General features: G+C 70.4%; 19 protein-coding genes. 3 read left to right on the top strand and 16 right to left on the bottom strand.

What is annotated here, in order from left to right; genetic code table 11:
- Positions 1-80 precede the first annotated feature (80 nt).
- From QFZ26_RS16025 to QFZ26_RS15995, 7 genes are all read right to left on the bottom strand, one after another.
- On the bottom strand, positions 81-398 hold the full coding sequence (locus QFZ26_RS16025) for a DUF4190 domain-containing protein (RefSeq protein ID WP_307043868.1): 318 nt from the start codon (positions 396-398) through the stop codon (positions 81-83).
- Positions 399-509: 111 nt separating this feature from the next.
- Positions 510-1976, bottom strand: a complete 1467-nt coding sequence (locus QFZ26_RS16020; protein WP_307043866.1) for an NCS2 family permease — start codon at positions 1974-1976, stop codon at positions 510-512.
- A 52-nt stretch (positions 1977-2028) separates the two neighbouring features.
- Positions 2029-2373: a peptidase gene (locus QFZ26_RS16015; protein ID WP_307043864.1), complete on the bottom strand. Its 345-nt coding sequence runs from the start codon at positions 2371-2373 to the stop codon at positions 2029-2031.
- Positions 2370-3548: an inorganic phosphate transporter gene (locus QFZ26_RS16010; RefSeq protein ID WP_307043862.1), complete on the bottom strand. Its 1179-nt coding sequence runs from the start codon at positions 3546-3548 to the stop codon at positions 2370-2372. Before QFZ26_RS16010 ends, QFZ26_RS16015 begins: the two co-directional genes overlap by 4 nt.
- Positions 3549-3638: 90 nt before the next feature.
- The gene (locus QFZ26_RS16005) at positions 3639-4121 is read right to left on the bottom strand and encodes an 8-oxo-dGTP diphosphatase (protein ID WP_307043860.1); all 483 of its coding nucleotides are present in this window, start codon (positions 4119-4121) and stop codon (positions 3639-3641) included.
- 3 nt (positions 4122-4124) lie between these two features.
- Positions 4125-5153, bottom strand: a complete 1029-nt coding sequence (locus QFZ26_RS16000) for a 6-phosphofructokinase (RefSeq protein ID WP_307043858.1) — start codon at positions 5151-5153, stop codon at positions 4125-4127.
- A 124-nt stretch (positions 5154-5277) separates the two neighbouring features.
- Positions 5278-7401 (bottom strand): DEAD/DEAH box helicase, encoded by a 2124-nt coding sequence (locus QFZ26_RS15995; RefSeq protein WP_307043856.1) that lies wholly within the window; start codon positions 7399-7401, stop codon positions 5278-5280.
- Between the two features lie 304 nt (positions 7402-7705).
- Between QFZ26_RS15995 and QFZ26_RS15990 the strand changes: the two genes are divergently transcribed.
- The gene (locus tag QFZ26_RS15990) at positions 7706-7912 is read left to right on the top strand and encodes a hypothetical protein (protein WP_307043854.1); all 207 of its coding nucleotides are present in this window, start codon (positions 7706-7708) and stop codon (positions 7910-7912) included.
- A 6-nt stretch (positions 7913-7918) separates the two neighbouring features.
- Here QFZ26_RS15990 and QFZ26_RS15985 read toward each other — a convergent pair whose 3' ends face one another.
- Together QFZ26_RS15985 and QFZ26_RS15980 are read right to left on the bottom strand one after the other, a co-directional pair.
- Positions 7919-9820, bottom strand: a complete 1902-nt coding sequence (locus tag QFZ26_RS15985) for a DUF2207 domain-containing protein (RefSeq protein WP_307043852.1) — start codon at positions 9818-9820, stop codon at positions 7919-7921.
- 26 nt (positions 9821-9846) lie between these two features.
- Positions 9847-12144, bottom strand: a complete 2298-nt coding sequence (locus QFZ26_RS15980; protein ID WP_307043850.1) for a heavy metal translocating P-type ATPase — start codon at positions 12142-12144, stop codon at positions 9847-9849.
- A 79-nt stretch (positions 12145-12223) separates the two neighbouring features.
- On the opposite strand from QFZ26_RS15980, the gene QFZ26_RS15975 reads away from it, so the two are divergent.
- Positions 12224-12502 (top strand): metal-sensitive transcriptional regulator, encoded by a 279-nt coding sequence (locus QFZ26_RS15975; RefSeq protein ID WP_307043848.1) that lies wholly within the window; start codon positions 12224-12226, stop codon positions 12500-12502.
- An 8-nt stretch (positions 12503-12510) separates the two neighbouring features.
- Positions 12511-13053 (top strand): O-acetyl-ADP-ribose deacetylase, encoded by a 543-nt coding sequence (locus tag QFZ26_RS15970; RefSeq protein WP_307043846.1) that lies wholly within the window; start codon positions 12511-12513, stop codon positions 13051-13053.
- 7 nt (positions 13054-13060) lie between these two features.
- Here the strand turns inward: QFZ26_RS15970 and QFZ26_RS15965 are convergent, their stop codons facing one another.
- The 7 genes from QFZ26_RS15965 to QFZ26_RS15935 form a co-directional block, all read right to left on the bottom strand.
- Complete coding sequence (locus tag QFZ26_RS15965) at positions 13061-14029, bottom strand: glycerophosphodiester phosphodiesterase (protein ID WP_307043844.1); 969 nt, start codon at positions 14027-14029, stop codon at positions 13061-13063.
- Positions 14030-14134: 105 nt separating this feature from the next.
- Positions 14135-15292, bottom strand: coding sequence for a N(5)-(carboxyethyl)ornithine synthase (locus QFZ26_RS15960; RefSeq protein ID WP_307043842.1), 1158 nt, complete (start codon positions 15290-15292; stop codon positions 14135-14137).
- Between the two features lie 182 nt (positions 15293-15474).
- Entirely contained in the window at positions 15475-15714 is a 240-nt protein-coding gene (locus QFZ26_RS15955) for a hypothetical protein (RefSeq protein ID WP_307043841.1), read from the bottom strand.
- 6 nt (positions 15715-15720) lie between these two features.
- The gene (locus tag QFZ26_RS15950) at positions 15721-16581 is read right to left on the bottom strand and encodes an aldehyde dehydrogenase family protein (RefSeq protein WP_307043839.1); all 861 of its coding nucleotides are present in this window, start codon (positions 16579-16581) and stop codon (positions 15721-15723) included.
- A complete protein-coding gene (locus QFZ26_RS15945; protein WP_307043837.1) occupies positions 16578-18158 on the bottom strand; it encodes an aldehyde dehydrogenase family protein in 1581 nt (526 codons plus the stop codon). Before QFZ26_RS15945 ends, QFZ26_RS15950 begins: the two co-directional genes overlap by 4 nt.
- A gap of 13 nt (positions 18159-18171) precedes the next feature.
- Positions 18172-19179 (bottom strand): deoxyribose-phosphate aldolase, encoded by a 1008-nt coding sequence (gene deoC, locus QFZ26_RS15940; protein WP_307043836.1) that lies wholly within the window; start codon positions 19177-19179, stop codon positions 18172-18174.
- 54 nt (positions 19180-19233) lie between these two features.
- Entirely contained in the window at positions 19234-20178 is a 945-nt protein-coding gene (locus QFZ26_RS15935) for a sugar-binding transcriptional regulator (RefSeq protein WP_307043834.1), read from the bottom strand.
- Positions 20179-20180 lie beyond the last annotated feature (2 nt).

The raw sequence follows: 20180 nt of genomic DNA, 5'->3' as shown, positions 1-20180 counted from the left end.
CGCCAGCGAGAACAGCGAATGGCGGGCGGTGCCGAAGCACCGCCCGCCATCGCGAGGTCACGCCCTGACGGCGCCTGCGCTCAGAGGAACGCGAAGGGCAGCATGGCCAGCCCGAAGACGAGCGCACCGACCGTGACGAGCACGGCGCCGGCGAGCATCACCGAGTTGAGGACGATGCCCCAGATCGCCATGGTGCGCGACGCGGGTTCGCGCTTGAGCGCCATGATGCCGAGCACGAGCCCGACGACGGGCACGAAGAACGTGTAGCTCGCGACGATCGACACGAGGCCGAGCACGAGGCTCGAGATGCTGAACCCGCGCGTCTCCGCGCTCGGCACGGCGTGGGGGTTCGGCGTGGCGAACGGGGCCTGCGGCTCGGTGTGGGTGGCGGTGGTCATGATCGAAGATCTCCTGTTCGTGGGTGTGATTCCACGCTACGGATGCCTCGGGCGCCGCAATATGGGGCTATCCCCCCGATCGCGTGGTGGGCGCGCCCGCGGCCCGGCGCCTCAGCCGCCGAGCAGCGCCTCGACCGGGCCCCGCGCGAAGTAGATGAGGAAGCCCGCCGACACGATCCAAAGCAACGGGGTGATCTCCTTCGCCCGGCCGGCGAGGGACCGGATGATCACCCAGCTGATGAACCCGGCACCGATGCCGTTCGCGATCGAATAGGTGAGCGGCATCACCGTGATCGTGAGGAACACCGGCATGAGCACCGAGAACTCGCTGAAGTCGATGCCCCTGATCTGGGCCATCATGAGCGCACCGACGATGACGAGCGCGGCCGCGGCGACCTCGCTGGGCACGATCGACACGAGCGGCGTGAAGAACATGGCGACGAGGAACAGCACGCCGGTGACGATGTTCGCGAGCCCCGTTCGCGCGCCCTCGCCGATGCCGGCACCCGACTCGATGAAGACCGTGTTCGACGATGCCGAGGCGTATCCGCCGGCGACCGCGCCGACTCCCTCGACGATCAGCGCCGACCTCAGGCGGGGGAAGTCGCCCTTCGCGTCGGAGAGGCCGGCTTCCTTCGACAGGCCGGTCATGGTGCCCATCGCGTCGAAGAAGTTCGTGAACACGAGGGTGAAGACGAGCATCAGGGCGGCGAGCACGCCGATGCGCTCGAAGCTCCCGAACGAGACCTGGCCGACGAGGGAGAGGTCGGGCACGCTGACCCACGACCCCGTGAGCTCGGGCACCGAGAGGCCCCAGCCGCCCGGGTTGACGTCGTCGCCCGCGAACTTCGGGCCGATGTTCCAGATCGCCTCGACGACGACCGCGAGCACGGTGCCGGAGACGAGGCCGATGAGGATGCCCCCTCGCACCCTGCGGGCCATGAGGATCGCCGTGAGCAGGAGCGTGACCACGAACACGAGCGCCGGAACCGTCGCGACCGAGCCATCGACACCGAGGCCGACGGGCGGCGAGCCGGCGCCCGTCGCCGTGACGAATCCGGCGTCGACGAAGCCGATGAACGCGATGAAGAGCCCGATGCCGACCGTGATCGCGAGCTTCAGCTGGATCGGCACGGCATCGAAGATGAGGCGGCGAAGCCCGGTGGCCGCGAGCAGCACGATGATGAGGCCGTTGATGAGCACGAGGCCCATCGCCTCGGGCCAGGTCACCTGTCCGACGACCGAGACCGCGAGGAACGAGTTGATGCCGAGACCGGCGGCGAACGCGAACGGAAGCCGGGCGACGAGGCCGAACAGGATCGTCATCACGCCGGCGGTGAGGCCGGTGACCGCCGAGACCTGCGCGAAGCCGAGCTGATCGCCGTCGACGTCGACACCCGACGAGAGGATGATCGGGTTCAGGATCACGATGTAGGCCATGGTGACGAAGGTGACGATGCCGCCACGCACCTCGGTTCCCACGGTGGAGCCACGCGCGGTGATCTCGAAGAAGCGGTCGATGGCGTTGACGGGCTTCGCGCGCTGCGGCGGAGCCTCGGGGGGCGTCGATGTAGTCACCCGACGACTGTAGCGAGGCGGAACGGCCGGGCGCACACCGGGAGGAGCGCGCTCAGCCGAACAGGAGCAGCAGGTGCTCGCCGACGATGAGGTAGATGCCGAAGATCACCGCTGCGGCGCTCACGACGAAGCAGGCCCGGGCGCCGATGAGGGCTGCACGCTTCTGCCCCTGGCTGAGCGGCGACTTCTTCGCCGCCTTCGCGGCGCGCTTCTCGGCTTGGCGGATCTCAGCGGGCGTGACCACGGTGATCGCGTCGGTGAACTCCGCCGGCGACACGATGGGCGTGCGACCCGAGAGCGTGAGGAGCCGGATACCCAACGCGTAGGCGACGACGACGATGGTCGAGCCCACGAGCGCCGTCACGAGCACGATGACGAATGCGAACCAGTCGATCACGGCGCCACCTTCCGCTTGGGCTTGGGATTCCGCTTGATCTTCACCGCGCGGCCCGACGCGGCGACCTCGCTGACGACGTTCCGGTGCGACACCTCGTTGCGACGAGACCAGAGGAAGATCGTCGAGATCACGACGACCCCGGCGACCGCGTCGATGATGACGCCCACCACGCCCTGCAGTGCGATGAACGCGGCGAGCGCACCGACCGCGCCTGCGGCCGGGAGGGTCAACAGCCATCCGATGCCGATTCGGCCCGCCGTGCGCCAACGCACCTTCGAGCCGCGGCGGCCGAGCCCTGAGCCGATGACGGATCCCGACGCGACCTGCGTCGTCGAGAGCGCGAAGCCGAGATGCGTCGAGGCGAGGATCGTCGCGGCCGTCGACGTCTCTGCAGCGAAACCCTGAGCGGGCTTCACATCGGTGAGGCCTGTTCCGAGGGTCTTGATGATGCGCCATCCGCCCATGTATGTGCCGAGCGCGATCGCGATGGCGCAGGTGACGATCACCCACGTCTGCACCTCGTCGCCCGAGCTCTGCAGGCCTGCTGCGACGAGGGTCAGCGTGATGATGCCCATCGTCTTCTGCGCGTCGTTCGTGCCATGCGCGAGCGCGACGAGCGAGGACGAGAAGATCTGTCCGTGCCGGAAGCCATCGCGACCGTCGGGCTTGCCGTCGTAGCGCCGGGTGATGGCGTAGGCGAGCTTCGTCGCCGCGTAGGCGATGAGGCCCGCGGTCAGCGGCGCCAGGATCGCGGGCAGGATCACCTTCGAGAGGACGACGCTGAAGTTGATCGCCTCGACCCCGAATCCGACGAGCGCAGCTCCGATGAGGCCGCCGAAGAGCGCGTGGCTCGACGAGGACGGGAGGCCGAGCAGCCACGTGACCATGTTCCAGACGACCGCACCGATGAGTCCGGCGAAGATGAGCTCGGGGGTGATGAGCACCCCGCCCTCGCCCTCATTGATGATGCCGCCGGAGATGGTCGTTGCCACCGCGGTCGAGAGGAACGCACCGACGAGGTTGAGGATCGCGGCGAGGCCGACCGCGACCTTGGGACGGAGTGCCCCGGTGGCGATGGGCGTTGCCATCGCGTTCGCGGTGTCGTGGAAGCCGTTCGTGAAGTCGAAGAAGAGCGCCAGTGCGATGACCAGCACGACGATGAGGGTGAGATCCACCGGCGTCTTTCTCTGGGATCGGTGAGAGTTTCACCAGATGTTCAGCGGACGTTGGTTGCAGTACCGGCGATCGCCGTGCAATCGACGATACTACGCGACCGAACTGGGCTCCTCCACCACCGTCGCGAGGTCGGCACCGAAGACGAAGGTGCGCCGAACCAGGCCTCCATCGAGCACCCCGGGCAGCCATCGCCGGGCGTCATCCCACATCTGCGCGAACGGGACCGTCGCCACGTCGAACCACTCGGGATCGAGCTCGTCGGATGCCGCGGGCTCGCCCTCCCATCGGCGGCACACGAACACGCTCGACTCCTGGCTCCACGCCTCACGGTGCGGGAAGTGGTACGTCAGGAGTCCCCGCGGTTCGAGGTCGCCCGCCGCCACGGTCACGCCCGACTCCTCGAAGACCTCACGCACGGCGGCATCCGTCGCCGTCTCGCCCGGCTCGAGCTTGCCGCCCAGTCCGACGAAGTACCCCATGCCGAGCCCGTGCTTCTTGCGACCGAGCAGCACCTCGACGCGCCCCTCGCGCTCGCGCAGGAGGTAGCAGACGCAGACCTGGGGCAGTGGCATCCGTCAGCCGAAGAGGATCTTCGCCTCGTCGTAGCGGGACTCGGGCACGCGGTTCAGGCTGCCGACCGCCTCGGCGATCGACACCGTCTCGATGTCGGTGCCGCGCAGGGTGACCATGGAGCCCCAGGCGCTGTCGTAGACCGCGTCGACCGAGGCCATGCCGAGTCGTGTGGCGAGCACCCGGTCGTAGGCCGAAGGGGCGCCGCCGCGCTGGATGTGGCCGAGCACGGTGTCGCGCGACTCGATGCCGGTGCGCTCCTCGATCATCGGAGCGAGTCGCTCGGCGATGCCGCCGAGCCGCGGCCGGTTGAACGCGTCGAGGCCCTTGTGCGAGTGCGCCTCGTCCATGTCGTCGAGGTGGAAGCCCTCGGCGACCACGACGAGCGGAGCACGGCCCCGGTCGCGCACCGACTCGACCCATTCGCAGATCTGGTCGATGTTCGTCGGGTGCTCGGGGATGAGGATCGCGTGCGCCCCACCCGCCATGCCGGAGTGCAGGGCGATCCAGCCCACGTGGCGTCCCATGACCTCGACCACCATGCAGCGCCCGTGCGACTCCGCGGTCGTACGCAGACGGTCGATGGCCTCGGTCGCGATCTCGACCGCGGTGTCGAAGCCGAAGGAGTAGTCGGTGGCTGCGAGGTCGTTGTCGATCGTCTTCGGCACGCCGACGATCTTCAGGCCGGCGTCGGTGAGCCGGCGCGCGGCGGTGAGGGTGCCCTCGCCGCCGATCGCGATGATCGCGTTGATGCCGTTCTCGTCGAGCATGCGCTGGATGTTCTCGGGGCCGCTGCCCTCGCCCTCGAACGGGTTCGTGCGGCTCGAACCGAGGATCGTGCCGCCCTGCTTCGAGAGCCCCCGCACATCGTGGCGCTCGATCGGCATGAAGTCGCCCTCGACCACGCCTCGCCAACCCCAGCGGAACCCGACGAACTCGGCGTCGTGCGAGATGACGCCCTTCAGCACCGCGCCGCGGATGACCGCGTTCAGTCCGGGGCAGTCGCCGCCGCTCGTCAGGATCCCGATCTTCATGGTGTGGACGACTCCAGGTGCTCAATGAACATGGTGTTGCCGGTGGCCACGTCGGCGGGGCAATTCGACTGCCGCAGTCTATAGCCTCCGCAGGTGCACCCTCCGTCGGCCGGTCAGCCTCCGGTCAGAGGCTGCCGTCGAGCGCCGAGCGCAGGATGCTCTGCAGCGCGTCGAGCTGCACCGAGTCGGCCGAGCCCGGCTCGACGTCGCTGCCGTCGAGCGCACGCGCGGCGAGGCCCTGCTTCGAGTCGATGAGCTCCGCGATGCGGGCGTCGATCGTGTGCGCGGCGATGATGCGCCACGCGGTGACCGGCTCGTCCTGCCCGATGCGGTGCACGCGGTCGATCGCCTGCGTCTGCTCGGCGGCCGTCCAGCTGAGCTCGGCGAGCACCACGTTCGAGGCGGCCTGGAGGTTCACGCCGACGCCCGCCGCGGTGAGCGAGCAGACGGCGATGGCGACCTCGGGATCCTTGTTGAACGCGTCGATCGCGGCCTGGCGCTGGAAGGCCGTCTGGTCGCCGCGGAGCGAGACGGTGCGGAGCTCGCGGGCTGCGAACGCCGCCTCGGCCTGGTCCATCACGTCGATGTGCTTCGCGAAGAAGACGACCTTGCCGACCGACCGCGCGAGCTGCGCGGCGTAATCGGCCGCGAGGCCCGCCTTCGCCTGGCCGATGCGACGGACCATCGTGAAGACGTTCTCGCCGGACTTCGCCGACTTCGACTCCTCGAGCTCGGCACTCGCGACGGCACGGATGAACTGGTCGCGCTGCTCGTCGTCGAGGTCGCCGATGCGCAGCTTGCGCGCCTCCACGAGGGCGCGGAAGCGCCCGGCGAGGCGGTTGCCGAGCTCACGCTCGGCGGCACGGACCGAACGGCCCAACTCGTCGTCGAGTTCGACGGGGAGGTCGGCGATGCGCTTGGCTGGCAGGTCGGCCGCGACATCCACCTTGCGGCGGCGCACGATGCCGAGGTCGATCACGGCGCGACGCGCCTCGGTGTAGAAGCCCGGATCGGCAGGCGTCAGCCCCGTCTCTTCGAGGCGACCGAGGAGCTCGGGCGAGGGCTTGTCACCGTCGATCCAGCCGAGGAACTTCCAGATCGCTCGGAAGTCGTCGACGTCGTTGATGAGCGGCGTGCCGGTGAGCGCGAGCAGCAGCGGGTCGCCGCCGGGGGCGGCGCGGCGGATTCGCTCGGCGAGGGCGAGCACGTTCCTCGAGCGCTGCGACTGCAGGTTCTTGATGAAGTGCGCCTCGTCGACGACCATGCCCTTGAAGCCGAGCGTCGACAGCCATGCCATGTGACGGTCGAGCACGTCGTAGTTGACGATGACGACGTCGGCGAACGCGTCGAGCGAGTGGCCGTCGCCGTGGATGACCGTCGCGCGGCGGTTCGGCGTCCAGCGCTCGACCTCGCGGGCCCAGTTCATCTTCACGACGTTCGGCACGACCGCGAGCAGCGGATAGGCGCCGGCGACGGATGCCGCGAGCACCGACTGCGCCGTCTTGCCGAGGCCCGGCTCGTCGGCGAGCAGGAACGTGCGGTGGCCCTCACGGGCGGACTCGATGAACCGCACCTGGTGCTTCATGAGCTCGAGGCCGCGCGGCGAGAGCCGATCGACCTTGGGCGCCTCGGGGAGCTCCATGCTCGCGGCCTGGCCGCCGGAGCCGACCTCGAACGACTTGAACAGCGGTCCGAGCAGCTCCCAGTTCGCGAGGCGCCGCACGGGCACGACCGGAGTCGTGGGCTTGGAGAAGTCGGGCGGGAGGAACGGGTTCGCGAGCTGGCGCGACCGGACGGATGCCGGGATCACCTGGTTCTCGGCGAGCTCGAGCTTGATCTCGGGCTCGCGCGTGATGATGAGCTCGTCGGGTGAGAGCTCGGCGCCGGACTCGAGGAGCCAGTCGCGGCGGAAGCGCTGCGCGACCGTGGAGATCGAGGCGTCGGGCTCGAGCAGTGCGATGAGGCTCGTGTCGCGTGCGGCGGTCTTCGCGAGGATCTGGGCGATGCCGTCGAGTCGCTTGAGGAGCTCGGCGCGCGCGGAGTCGGTCACCTCGGAGTCGGCCTTGACCCGGGCACGCTCCTCACGCATGAGCAGCGCGATGACCTGGAACTTGGTGCGGTTCGTGGGCCCCAGCTTGCCCTTCTGCGCCTTCTGCTCGACCTCGCGCACCTTGCGCGCGAGGATCGGGATGATGGGTGCGTCATCGTCGCGTGAACGCGTGCGCTGGCGCTGCCTCGTCTGGGCCATGGTCCTCCCGTTCGTCTGCCGTCTCCGGCACGCCCCCTCGCCACCGGTCGTGGTGATCGAGCCCGCCCAGAACATCACGGGGATGCATCGGATGGCGGGACGCCGAATCCCGAACCGAGCAGCACGCGAGCCGGGCTCACGCGGTCGGCCGAAGAACGGATTCGTCGGGCGCACGTTCATTCTAGCCGGATGCCCGCCGTTTCACGGCACACCGGACGCGCGTGCCGCGTCGACGCGGTCTGGCGCGTCAGCCGCACCGAGTCCTGTCAGTGCGGGATCGGTCCGACAGGCCTACTCTGGGGGCATGGACGACATCGCGGGGGCGGGCGCGGAGATCGCACCCGAAGACGACGATTTCACGGTCGCGCAGGACACGGAGTTCGACGAGCCGGGTGCGGCGGTCGATGACGACGACCGCGCGCTCGACGACAGCCTCGACGACGAACCGCCGGGCATCGACGAGGAACGCCGCGTCGACCTCGCCGACGAGGGCGTCGCCGGCGAGGAGTGACCGGCGTCAGACGCCGCCGCCACCGCCGCCACCGCCACCGCCGCCCGAGGACCCGCCGCCACTGGAGCCGCTCGACGACGAACTCGAGCTCGAGCCCGACCACGAGGTGCTCGACGTCGAGGAGAACGACGAGACGCCGGCCGCGAAGGCGCTCGCGTTGAACGTGGAACGTCCGTCGTACCAGCCGGGTGCTTCCCCGGTCTGCTCGTAGAGGGCCGCAAGCTCGCGACTCCACTCGCGCTCGAGGCCGAACAGCACGGCGTAGGGCAGGAGCCGCTCGTTGAGCTTGAGCACCACGACCGGATCGGGCGGCCCTGATGCCGACGACAGCCCGTCGCGCTCGACCCGCAGGGCTCCCACCGGACTCTGGAGCACCCGAAGCCGATCGGCCTCGGCGAGGCGGATGTAGAGCCGCAGCCCCTCGAGGTGGTCGCGGATCGCGCGACCGCGCTCGGTCAGCGGCCGTACGCCGGCGACGGTCACGAGCGTCGCGAGCGCTGCGGCGATGGCGAGGATGAGGCAGAGGAACGGCCAGCCGCCACCCATGCGATCGTCGAGCGCGACGATGCCGAAGACCACGCTCAGCACGGTGGCGACGAGCGCGACGAGCGCGAACAGCACGCGCCGCCCGAGCTCGGGGCGGCGGCGCAGCCCTGACTGCACGACGTGCTTGGTGACCGATTGGCGGATGGCGAGCAGGCGCTTGCCGAGTGCGGTGTCGCGGGCTTTCAGCGAGCGCAGCGCTCCGCGTGCCGGATTGCCGCCGAAGAGTGCGGCGAGGATTCGGCGCGCCTCGGCATCGGCCGGGACCGCACCCTCGCCGGTGTACTCGACCGCGTACGACTTGCGACCGGTCTCGACGATGCGGACCTCACCGTCGACGGCTCGTTCGAGAATCGTCGCGGTCACTCCCTTGCCGGGCCGCCCGACGAGGTCGGCGGCCACCATCGCGCTCACGTCGGCGGGCGGTTCGTACTGGGCGATGACCGTGCCGCGGCCCGGGTGGTCACGCCAGCGGGTCGCCCGGGTGACGATCGCGGCGACCGCGGTGATGAGCGCGACGAGGCCCGCGACCCCGCTCGTGACCGCGGCCGGAGAGGACGTGAAGGCCTCGTCGCGCGGCACGAAGGTACCCGACTCGAAGCCGGCTGCGATCGTCAGGTTCTCGTAGGGGCCGAGTTCGGCCGCCGCGGCGGTGACGACGGGCGGCGGCGACTCGTCGACGGCGAGCTCCTCGCACGGGGTGCTCGAGCCGCTCCATCCGCGGTAGCACGCGACGTCGCCATCGAACCCGCGGCCGACCTCGTCGCTCATGCGCAGCTCGGCGCTCACGCGCCCGAACGGCTGGGCCCAGCCGGTGCCGTTCACGTCCCAGTAGAACTCGTCGATCGCCGCATCGTCGGGCACGTGCGTCACGTTCCGCTGGCGGTATTCGATGACGTAGGTCTGCTCGCCGTGCACGTAGTCGGAGCCGGCGATCGTGACGAGGAGGAACTCACCGGCGTCGTCTTCGGCGGTCTCGAACCGGCGCGGCTCCCCCGCGGCATCCGTCACCGACAGGATCTCGAGGTCGGTCGGGTGGCCGTCGTAGTCGAGCGGAATCGCCCGCCGGATGCCTCGATTCTGGTCGAAGTCGGGAAAGACCGCGACGAGCGTCTCGGTGGTCTCGAGCACCGAGCGGCGGCCCGCGTCACGGGAGAGCTCGTAGATCGCATCGAAGGAGGCGAAGGTGAAGTCGTCGACGCCCGCCGGCAGGCCCATGACGGCGGATGCCGCGGCGACGGCGTCGCCGCGGCCGTCGGGCTCCGCACCCGGCGTCATCGCGAGGGCACCTGCGGCCGGCGCGAGCGCGAGGCCCGCGGCGAGCACCGCGGCGGCGAACGATCGGGCGGAGCGCACACGGGCCATGCCACCACGCTAGCGCTCGGCGGTCCTCACGCGCGTCGGAGCCGCAGGCTGTTGAGCACCACGAAGACGCTCGAGAACGCCATCGCCGCCCCGGCGATCATCGGATTGAGGAACCCGGCCGCCGCGAGCGGGATCGCCGCGACGTTGTACGCGAAGGCCCAGAACAGGTTGCCGCGGATGGTGCCGCGAGTGGCGCGGGCGAGCGCGATGGCATCGGGGATCGCCGCGGGCTCGTCGCGCGTCAGTGCGAGGTCGCTCGCCGAGGCTGCGGCATCCGTGCCCCCGCCCATCGCGATGCCGAGGTCGGCCGCGGCGAGTGCGGCGGCATCGTTCACCCCGTCGCCGACCATCGCGACGGTGGCGCCGCCGGCCTGGAGCCCGCGCACGATCGCGAGCTTGCCCTCGGGGCTCACCCCGGCGTGCACGTCGTCGATGCCGAGACTCGCGGCGGTGCGGGCGGCCGCCCGGGGCGTGTCCCCGGTGACGATCACCGGGCGGAGCCCCTGCGACCGGAGGCGGGCGACCGCCTCGGCGGCACCGTCGCGCACGGAGTCGCCGATCTCGAGGAGCGCGCGTACCTCGCCGTCCCACCCGACGGCGACGAGCGTGTCATCGGACTCGGCCGCGCGGGCTTCGAGCTGCTCGGGGATCGTATAGCCGCGCTCGGCGAGGAAGGCCGGCCGCCCGGCGCCCGAGGCGATCCCGTCGACCGAACCCGAGACGCCGAGGCCGCTGTGGGCGCGGAATCCCGCGACGGAGAGCATCGGCACCTGGGCGTCGCCTTCGGCCGCTTCGGTGATGGCGCGGGCGACCGGATGCTCCGAGCCCCGCTCGAGCGCGGCGGCGATGCCGAGCGCCCGAGCCCGGTCGGTGGCGGGGGTGGTGGTGACACCCGTCAGCCGCATGTGTCCGGTGGTGAGCGTGCCCGTCTTGTCGAGCAGGATCGTGTCGACGCCGGCGGTGCGGTCGAGTGCCTCGGGACCGGTGATCAGGATGCCGCGCTCGGCGCCCCTGCCGGTGCCCACGAGGATCGCCACGGGGGTCGCGAGCCCGAGCGCGCACGGGCACGCGATGACGAGCACGGCGACGGCCGCGGTGACCGCCTGCTCGAGCGGGCTGCCGGTCGCGAGCCACACGACGGCGGTGCCGAGGGCGATCGCGATGACGATCGGGACGAAGACGGCGGAGATGCGATCGGCGAGACGCTGCGAGCGGGACTTGCCCAGCTGTGCGTCCTCGACGAGGCGTGCGATCTGCGCGAGGCGGGTGTCGGAGCCCACTCGCGTCGCCGTCACGACGAGGCTGCCGCCGTGCACGATCGTCGCCGCCGTGACGGTGTCGCCCGCTGCGACGTCGACCGGGGCCGGCTCGCCGGTCAGCATGCTCTCGTCGACGCCCGCCTCACCCCGCTCGACGATGCCGTCGGCCGCGACGCGCTCGCCGGGGCGCACGACGAAGCGGTCGCCCACGCGGAGCGCGGCGATGGGCACGCGCTCCTCGAGCTCCGCCGACAGGGTGCCGGCGGCGTCAGCGGCGCCGCGGCCGGCGCGTCGGAGCACGGCGACCTCACGAGGCGCGAGGTCGAGGAGCGTGCGCAGGGACTCCCCCGCGCGACGCTTCGAGCGCGCCTCGAGCACCCGGCCCAGTAGGAGGATCGTGACGACACCGGCCGCGACCTCGAGGTAGACGTCTCCGCCCGGGGTGCCGCGCACGCCGAAGGTCCACCCGTGCGTCATGCCGGGCATGCCGGCGTGACCGAGGAAGAGCGCCCAGAGCGACCATGCGAATGCGGTGAGCGTGCCGAGCGAGACGAGGGTGTCCATGGTGAGCGTACCGTGGCGCAGGTTGACGGCGGCCGCGCGATGGAACGGCCAGCCGCCCCACACGACGACCGGAGCGGCGAGGGTGAGCGAGAGCCACTGCCAGTACGTGAACTGGAGCGCGGGCACCATCGCGAGCACCACGACGGGCACCGTGAGCAGCGCCGAGACGACGAGTCGCGTGCGCAGCGGGTCATCCGCAGGTGCCGTCGCATCCGTCACGACCCCTCGGGGTTCGACCGATGCGACCGATGGGGCGGACGCCGGCGGCTCGGGCGGGGCGGTGACCTGCGCACGGTATCCGGCGGCACGCACCGCGTCGAGCAGCTCGTCGATCGAGGTCGTCGACGGGAAGCGCACGCGCGCCCGTTCGGTCGCGAGGTTCACCTCTGCCTCGACGCCGTCGAGCCGGCCGAGACGTCGTTCGACCCGCCCCACACAGCTCGCACAGGTCATTCCCTCGATGTCGAGGTCGATCGTGCGGGCATCGTGTTGCAGGGTCATCCAGTGCCTCCTGTGCGGTCTTCCGAAGCCCAACGGTACCCCCAGGGGGTATCTCATGCAAACGGAGTATCCTGTGAGGGTGATCGAGGACATCAAGAAGCGCTCCCTGCACCGCACGAAGATCATCGAGGGCCAGTTGCGCGGCATCGAGAAGATGATCGAGAACGACGACTACTGCGTCGACATCATCACCCTGTCGCTCGCCGTTCAGAAGTCGCTCGCCTCCCTGAACAAGCTGCTCGTCGAGAACCACCTGCGTACGCACGTGAGCGACATGTACGAGGCGGGCGGCGAGCAGCGCGATGCTGCCGTCAGCGAGCTCGTGCGCATCTTCGAGCTCTCCAACAACCGGGGATAGTCCGGCGGATGCCACGCATCGAGCTCGTCACGGGCGACCTCACGGCCGAGCACGTCGACGCGATCGTGAACGCCGCGAACTCGGCCCTGCTCGGCGGCGGCGGGGTCGACGGTGCGGTCCACCGTGCCGGCGGACCCGAGATCCTCGCCGAGTGCCGGCGCCTGCGCGCCACGACACTCCCCGACGGCCTGCCCACCGGTGAGGCGGTGGCCACCGGCGCCGGGCGGCTGCACGCGCGTTGGGTCATCCACGCGGTCGGGCCCGTATGGCCGGGGCCCGGCGCCGAGGCGGACGCACGGCGGGAGCTGCTCGCGGCGGCCTACCGCAACTCGATTGCCGTCGCCGCCGGGCTCGGCGCAGCATCCGTCGCCTTCCCGGCGATCTCGGCGGGAGTCTACGGCTGGCCGGCCGACGACGCCGCGCGCGTGGCCATCGCCACCGTCGCCGCGGCGCAGACGGCCCCGCCGCTCGTGCGCTTCGTGCTCTTCTCCCAACGCATGCACGACGAGTTCCAGGCCGCGGCCGGCCATCTCGGCATCGAGACCGGCTGACTCGGCTTCAGGTGCCGGGCGCCGTGACGGCGAGCCACTCGTCGAGCTCGCTCGGCTGGTCGGTGATGATCCCGTCGACGCCGAGCGCGCTCACCTCCTGCCAGTGGTCGTGGCTGTTGAGGGTGTAGCAGAGCACGGCCACGCCGGCCTCGTGCAACGCCTCGAGGGCGTCGGGCACGGCGGTGACGGATGCCACGGTGGTGCCGAACCCGATCACCCCGAGCCGCCCGGCGAGTGGCACGGGGTCGACTGGCAGTTCGCGGATGAGCATGATGCGGGGCGTTGTGGGCGACACCCGCTGGATCGCGAAGAGCGTCTCGAGGCTGAAGCTCTGCAGCACCACGCGGCCTCGCAACGCATGGCGCTCGATGAGGTCGACGACCGTGCGCACCTCCTCGACGGTCCAGTCGGCCTTCAGCTCCACGAGGGCGCGAGCCGTCTCGCGGTCGGCGAGCGCCTCGAGGAACGCGTCGAGGGTGGGGATCCGCTCGCCCGCGTACTCGGCGCCGTACGAGGCGCCGACGTCGAGGCGTCGCAGGTGTTCGAGATCGAGGTCGCCGATCGAACTTCTCGCACCCGCCACGCGTTCGAGGGTCGTGTCGTGGAAGAGCACCGGGACCCCGTCTCGACTCATCTGCACGTCGGTCTCGACGAAGTCGAGGTCGTCCATCGCGAGCTCGAGCGAGGGCATCGTGTTCTCGGGCGCCTCGGCGCGGTCACCGCGATGCCCGACGATGAACGCGGCTTCGCCCGGCACGCGGAGCGCCCCGAATACGTCGACCGCCGAGGCGGTCGTCGGGGTGGCCGCGATGAGGAGCGCGGACGCGGTCGTCGTCACGGCGAGTGTCGCGAGCAGGATGCGCACGGCGCGACGGGGCGGATGTGCGAGGTGATCGAGCAGGCGTCGGGCCGGTGGGCATTCGGAGAAGGCCTGGGGTGCGTTCGGCGGGTCGATCGCACGAGAGGTTCGGGTCACGGGTTCGGGCCTTTCCACCGGGCGCGCGCCTTTGCGCGACGGTGCAGGTCACTCTAGCAAGCCCGTTACCATTTCGTTACATCCCATTCGGGGGCCGTGTGCCGCCTACGAGACCGGGAGGTGGGGGTACTCCGCCGACCGGCCCTGGAACTCGAGGATCGCGGGATTCAGGATGCGCCCGTCGGCGATCTCGGTCGCCCGTTGGATCGTCTCCGACTGGGCCCACGCGTCAGGACCCTCCATCACCGTGCGGAGGAACGGCATGAGCGCTTCGCTGATCTCCCAGGTCGCCGAATTCCAGAGGTACGACGGGCTGTGATCGACGGCGTAGTAGTTCGTCGACTCCCCCACCGTGAACATCGGCTCGGTGAACGAGGTCGGCCGGGCCCAGCTGAAGCCCATCCCCTCGTCGATGGACACGTCGATGATGAGGCTGCCCGGGCGGAACGCGCCGAGGTCCTCCGTGCGCAGGTAGGTGAGCGGGGCGTTCGGGTCCTGCAGGGTGCAGTTCACGACGATGTCCCGTTCAGCCAGGAACGGGGCGAGCGGCACCGGGCCGTCTTCGGTGTTGACGGTGCTCAGGAACGGCGCATCGGGGTTGTGCTCGAACTGGATGATGTCGACCGACGGGATCGGCGACCCCACCGCGGCGGTGTCCCGGTTCGTGAGCACCCGCACATCGTGGACGCCGTGGGCGTTCAGCGCCGTGACCGCCCCGCGGGCGGTGGCACCGAACCCGATCACGACCGCACTGAGGCGCCGGCCGTAGTCACCCGTCGACCCGCAGAGCTGCAGTGCGTGCAGCACAGAGCAGTAGCCCGCCAGCTCGTTGTTCTTGTGGAACACGTGCAGACCGAAGCCACCGCTCGCCGTCCAGTGGTTCATCGCCTCCCAGGCGATGAGGGTGAGTCGCTTGTCGATGGCGAGCTGGGTCATGGCGCGGTCCTGAACGCAGTGCGGCCAGCCCCACAGCACCTGGCCGTCGCGCAGGCCCTCCAGGTCGGACGCCTGCGGCTTCGGCAGGAGGATGACGTCGCAGTCGGCGATGATCTCCTCGCGCGAGGCGAGGCCGGCGACGAACGACTCCAGTTGGGCGTCCGTGACGCCGAACCGCTCGCCGTACCCGCGTTCGAGGATCATCTGCCCGCGCAGGTCGGCATCGATCTTCTCGAAGTGCGACGGATGCAACGGCAGCCGCTTCTCGTCGGGCTTGCTCGAGTGCGCCAGAACTCCGAGACGCAGGAGTCGAGGGGTGGTGGCCATGGGATGTTTCCCGTCTCCCGGCGGTGCGCTGCACTCGCCGGGTATCACTCAGAGGAATCCGCTGCGAACTCGTCGCCGGATCACGGCCGCACCGTCGACGGCCTCCTGCTGAGGCTACGCCACGTCGATCGACCGCCAGTAGCGGTGACCAGAGCGGGCCGGAAATCGACCGCGTCGCCAACCTACGACCGTTCGTTGCCTCGACGATAGTTGCCGCTCGCCCTGGCCAGCAGGTGCTGAGCCTGTGAATCGTCGGCCAGTTGCAGCGCCTCGACGAGGCGTGCCGCATCGTGGCCGCCGACGGTCATCACCGGCCGGCCGCCCCGGAACACGATCACGGCGCCTTCTTTCGTGACGCGGTAGTCGAAGGGATCGGCAGTCAGCCGGTCCCGTTCATCGGAAGCACCCGCGCGCCCCGCCATCGTCGCCTACAGGAGGCTCTTCGTGTGCCACACCGTCTTCGTCTCGGTGAAGGCGGCGATGCGGCCGACGGTGGGTGCGGCGGCGTCGGGCCCGGACTCGGGTCGAAGCACCCGCTTGAGCGTGTCGGCGGCATCGACCTCGAGTGCGATCCAGTCGAGGGCTCCGGCGCCCACGAGGTCGAGCGCGTTCACGTCGGCGTGGCTCGCAAGCCACGGCGCGACCTCGGCCGGCGAGCCGGTGAGCACGTTGACGACGCCCTTCGGCACGTCGCTCGTGGCGAGCACCTCGGCGAGGCTGATCGCCGAGAGCGGGAAGCGCTCGCTGGCCACGACGACCACGGTGTTGCCCGCGACGAGGGCCGGAGCCACCGACGAGACGAATCCGAGGAGCGACGAGTCTTGGGGAGCGATGATCGCCACGACTCCCGTGGGCTCGGGCACCGAGATGTTGAAGTACGGGCCCGCCACGGGGTTCGCATTGCCGGTGACCTGCGCGAACTTGTCGGCCCAGCCGGCGTACCAGACCCAGCGGTCGATGGCCTCGTCGACCTGGGCGGATGCCACGGCGCGGGTAACGCCCTCGGCCTCCTCGATCTCGGCGACGAATTGCGCACGGCGGCCCTCGAGGAGCTCGGCGATGCGGTAGAGCACCTGTCCGCGGTTGTACGCGGTGACACCCGACCAACCCGGCACGGCGCCGCGCGCCGCGACGATCGCGTCGCGCGCGTCCTTGCGGGACGCCTTGGCCGCGTTCGCGAGGAAGCCGCCGTCGGCCGCCCGCACCTCGTAGGTGCGTCCGGACTCGCTGCGCGGGAAGGCGCCGTTGATGTAGAGCTTGTACGTCTTCGGCACGGCGAGGCGGGTCATCGCTTCGTTCCCTTCGTGGCAGTGTCTGCTTGCCGGCGCTGTGCGGCTCGACGGGTGCGCTTGGGCGCGGCATCCGCTGCCTCGATCGGCTTCGTCGTGGCCGGGGCGGCGAGGCTCTGCCGCGTGGCGGGCTGGCCGATCGGCGCCGGGGAGAGGTAGGCCGCCAGGCCGTGGCGGCCGCCTTCGCGGCCGTAGCCGCTCTCCTTGTAGCCGCCGAAGGGGCTCGAGGGGTCGAAGCGGTTGAAGGTGTTGGCCCAGATGACGCCGGCGCGCAGCTGATCGGCGACCGCGAGGATGCGGCTGCCCTTGTCGCTCCAGATGCCGGCGGAGAGGCCGTAGGGCGTGTTGTTCGCCTTCGCGATCGCCTCGGCGGGCGTGCGGAAGGTGAGCACCGAGAGCACCGGGCCGAAGATCTCCTCACGGGCGATGCGGCTCGAGGTCTGCACGTTGGTGAAGATCGTCGGCGCGTACCAGAAGCCGTTCTCGGGGATCACGCACGGCGCGCTCCACCGATCGGCGCCCTCGGCGACCCCGACGTCGGAGAGCTCGCGGATGCGCTCGAGCTGCTCCTTCGAGTTGATGGCGCCGATGTCGGTGTTCTTGTCGAGCGGATCGCCGAGGCGGAGCGTCGACAGGCGCAGCTTCAACCGCTCGACGACCTCGTCGTGGATGTTCTCCTGGACCAGCAGGCGCGAGCCTGCGCAGCACACGTGCCCCTGGTTGAAGAAGATCCCGTTGACGATGCCCTCGATGGCCTGGTCGATGGGCGCGTCGTCGAAGACGATGTTCGCGGCCTTGCCGCCGAGCTCGAGCGTGACCTTCTTGTCGGTTCCGGCGATCTGCTTCGCGATGGCCCGCCCGACACCGGTCGAGCCCGTGAAGGCGACCTTGTCGACGCCCTCTTGGGCGACGAGCGCGGCACCCGTGTCGCCGGCCCCGGTGATGATGTTCACGACGCCCGGCGGGAGCTCCGCCTGCTGGAGGATCTCGGCGAAGATGAGGGCCGAGAGCGGAGTCGTCTCGGCGGGCTTGAGCACGACGGTGTTGCCTGCAGCGAGGGCCGGCGCGATCTTCCACGCGAGCATCAGCAGCGGGAAGTTCCACGGGATGACCTGCGCGGCCACGCCGAGTGAGCGCGGGTTCGCCCCGAGCCCGGCGTGGTCGAGCTTGTCGGCCCAGCCCGCGTAGTAGAAGAACCAGGCCGCGACGAGCGGCACGTCGACGTCGCGCGACTCCTTGATCGGCTTGCCGTTGTCGAGTGACTCTGCGACGGCGAGCTCGCGGGCGCGCTCTTGCACGAGCCGGGCGATGCGGAAGAGGTACTTGCCGCGGTCGCGGCCGCTCATGCGCGACCAGGTGCGGTCATAGGCGCGGCGGGCGGCGGCGACGGCGGTCTCGACATCGGCCTCGTTCGCGTTCGCGATCATCGCGATGCGCTCTTCGCTCGCCGGCGAGATGGTCTGGAATGGTTCGCCACGGCCGTCGACGAACTCGCCGTCGATGAAGAGTCCGTAGCTGTCGCGAAGCGACAGGATCGCCCGCGACTCGGGGGCGGGTGCGTACTCGAGGAAACTCATGTCGTGCTCCAACTCAGTCGATCGTCACGTAGTCGGCGCCGGAGTAGTGTCCGGTCGCGAGCTTCTGGCGCTGCAGCAGCACGTCGTTCAGCAGGCTGGAGGCGCCGAAGCGGAAGAGGTGCGGCTGCAGCCACTCCTCGCCGACGGTCTCGGCCACGGTGACGAGGTACTTGATCGCGTCCTTCGACGAGCGGATGCCGCCGGCGGGCTTCACTCCGATGCGCTGGCCGGTGGCCAGGTGCCAGTCGCGCACGACCTCGAGCATGAGCAGCGTCACCGGCAGCGTCGCGGCCGGTGAGACCTTGCCGGTGGAGGTCTTGATGAAGTCGCCGCCCGCCAGGATCGAGAGCCACGAGGCGCGTCGCACGTTGTCGTACGTCACGAGCTCGCCGGTCTCGAGGATGACCTTGAGGCTCGCGCTCGTGCCGTCGGGGCGCCGGCACGCCTCTTTGACGGCGGCGATCTGGTCGAAGACGAGCCCATAGCGACCGGCGAGGAAGGCTCCGCGGTCGATGACCATGTCGATCTCGTCGGCGCCGGCCGCGACCGCCTCAGCGGTGTCGGCGAGCTTGATCTCGAGTGACGAGCGGCCGCTCGGGAAGGCGGTGGCCACGGCCGCGACCGAGATGAGGCCGTCGTCGGGGTCGCCGTGGGCGGCGCCGAGCGCGTCGACCGCGTGGGGCACCATGTCGCCGTAGACGCAGACCGCCGCGACGCGCGGCGCCGTGGCGTCGGACGGGTCGGGGGTCATCGCCTTCGCGACGAGCGAGCGGACCTTGCCCGGTGTGTCGGCGCCCTCGAGCGTCGTGAGGTCGATCAGCGTGATGATCTTGTCGAGGGCCCACCGCTTGGAGGTGGTCTTGATCGAGCGCGTGCCGAGCCCGGCCGCCCGCTGCTCGAGGCCGACCGCGTCGACGCCGGCGATGCCGTGGAGGTAGCGGCGGAGGGTCTGGTCGTCGGGTTCGCCGCCGAGCACGGCCAGCGCGCGCTCGCGTGCGGTGACGAGGGAACTGCCTGACATGGTGGTGACCTTGCTTTCGTGAGGACGAGGGTGCGCCGAGCGGATGCCGCCCGTTCAGCCGTCGAGGAGATGGAGGGCGGTCGCCTCGTCGGTGACGAGCACCGTGCACAGGCGACTGCGCACGACCGCGTCGGCGACCGCATGCTTGGCCGGGCCCGAGACCACGGCGATGGCGAGGGAGGCGCGCCGGAGCTCGTCGAGCGTGAGCCCGACGGTGCGCGCGTCGAGGGCCGGATCGACGATGTTCCCGTCGGAGTCGAGGTAGCGGCCGACGACATCGCCGACGGCGCCCTTCTGCACGAGCACGTCGACGTCGGCTTCGGAGAGATAGCCGCTCTCGACGTGCACCGAGGTGTGATCGGCGGCACCGGCGCTGAACAGGTAGGCGTCGGCCGACCTGGCGAGCTCGATCACGCCGGCGACGACGCGGTCGGCCTCGATGGCCTCTTTCGTGGCGAGTCGCTCGAGGATGGCGGGGCTGGGCAGCAGCGTGGCGCTGCCGCCGCCCTTCTGCGCGATGCCGACGGCCGTGGCCGCCGCGGTGCCGGGGCGCCGGTTGAGGCTCACGCCGCCGTTGATCTGCACGACGTTGACGCCGGTCGCCCAGCCGTTGCGAAGATGCTGGGAGATGTCGAACAGGGTGCGCCCCCAACTGACGCCGAGCGTGCGCGGCACGGGGCGGAGCCCGGTGAGGTAGTCGGCTGCGGCCTGAGCGGTGCGCGACTGGAGCTCTTCGGAGGAGGTCACGCCCGCCGAGGAGACGACGATGGCGTCGACGAGGCCGCGCTCTTCGCGGAGGCGTCGCTCGATGGGAAGCCGTCGCGCACGCGGGTGCAGGATCTCGATGCGGATGAATCCGCGCTGCTTCGCCTGGGCGAGCAGGCGCCCGACCTTCCACCGGGTGAGCCGAAGAGCCTGCCCGATCTCGTCTTGCGTCTTGTTCTCCTCGTAGTAGAGCTCGGCCGCCCGGATCGACAGCAGTTCATCGACGTCGTCCATGC

This window comes from Agromyces ramosus, assembly GCF_030817175.1.
Lineage (GTDB): Bacteria > Actinomycetota > Actinomycetes > Actinomycetales > Microbacteriaceae > Agromyces > Agromyces ramosus_A.
This window is presented reverse-complemented; position numbering and strand designations above follow the sequence as displayed.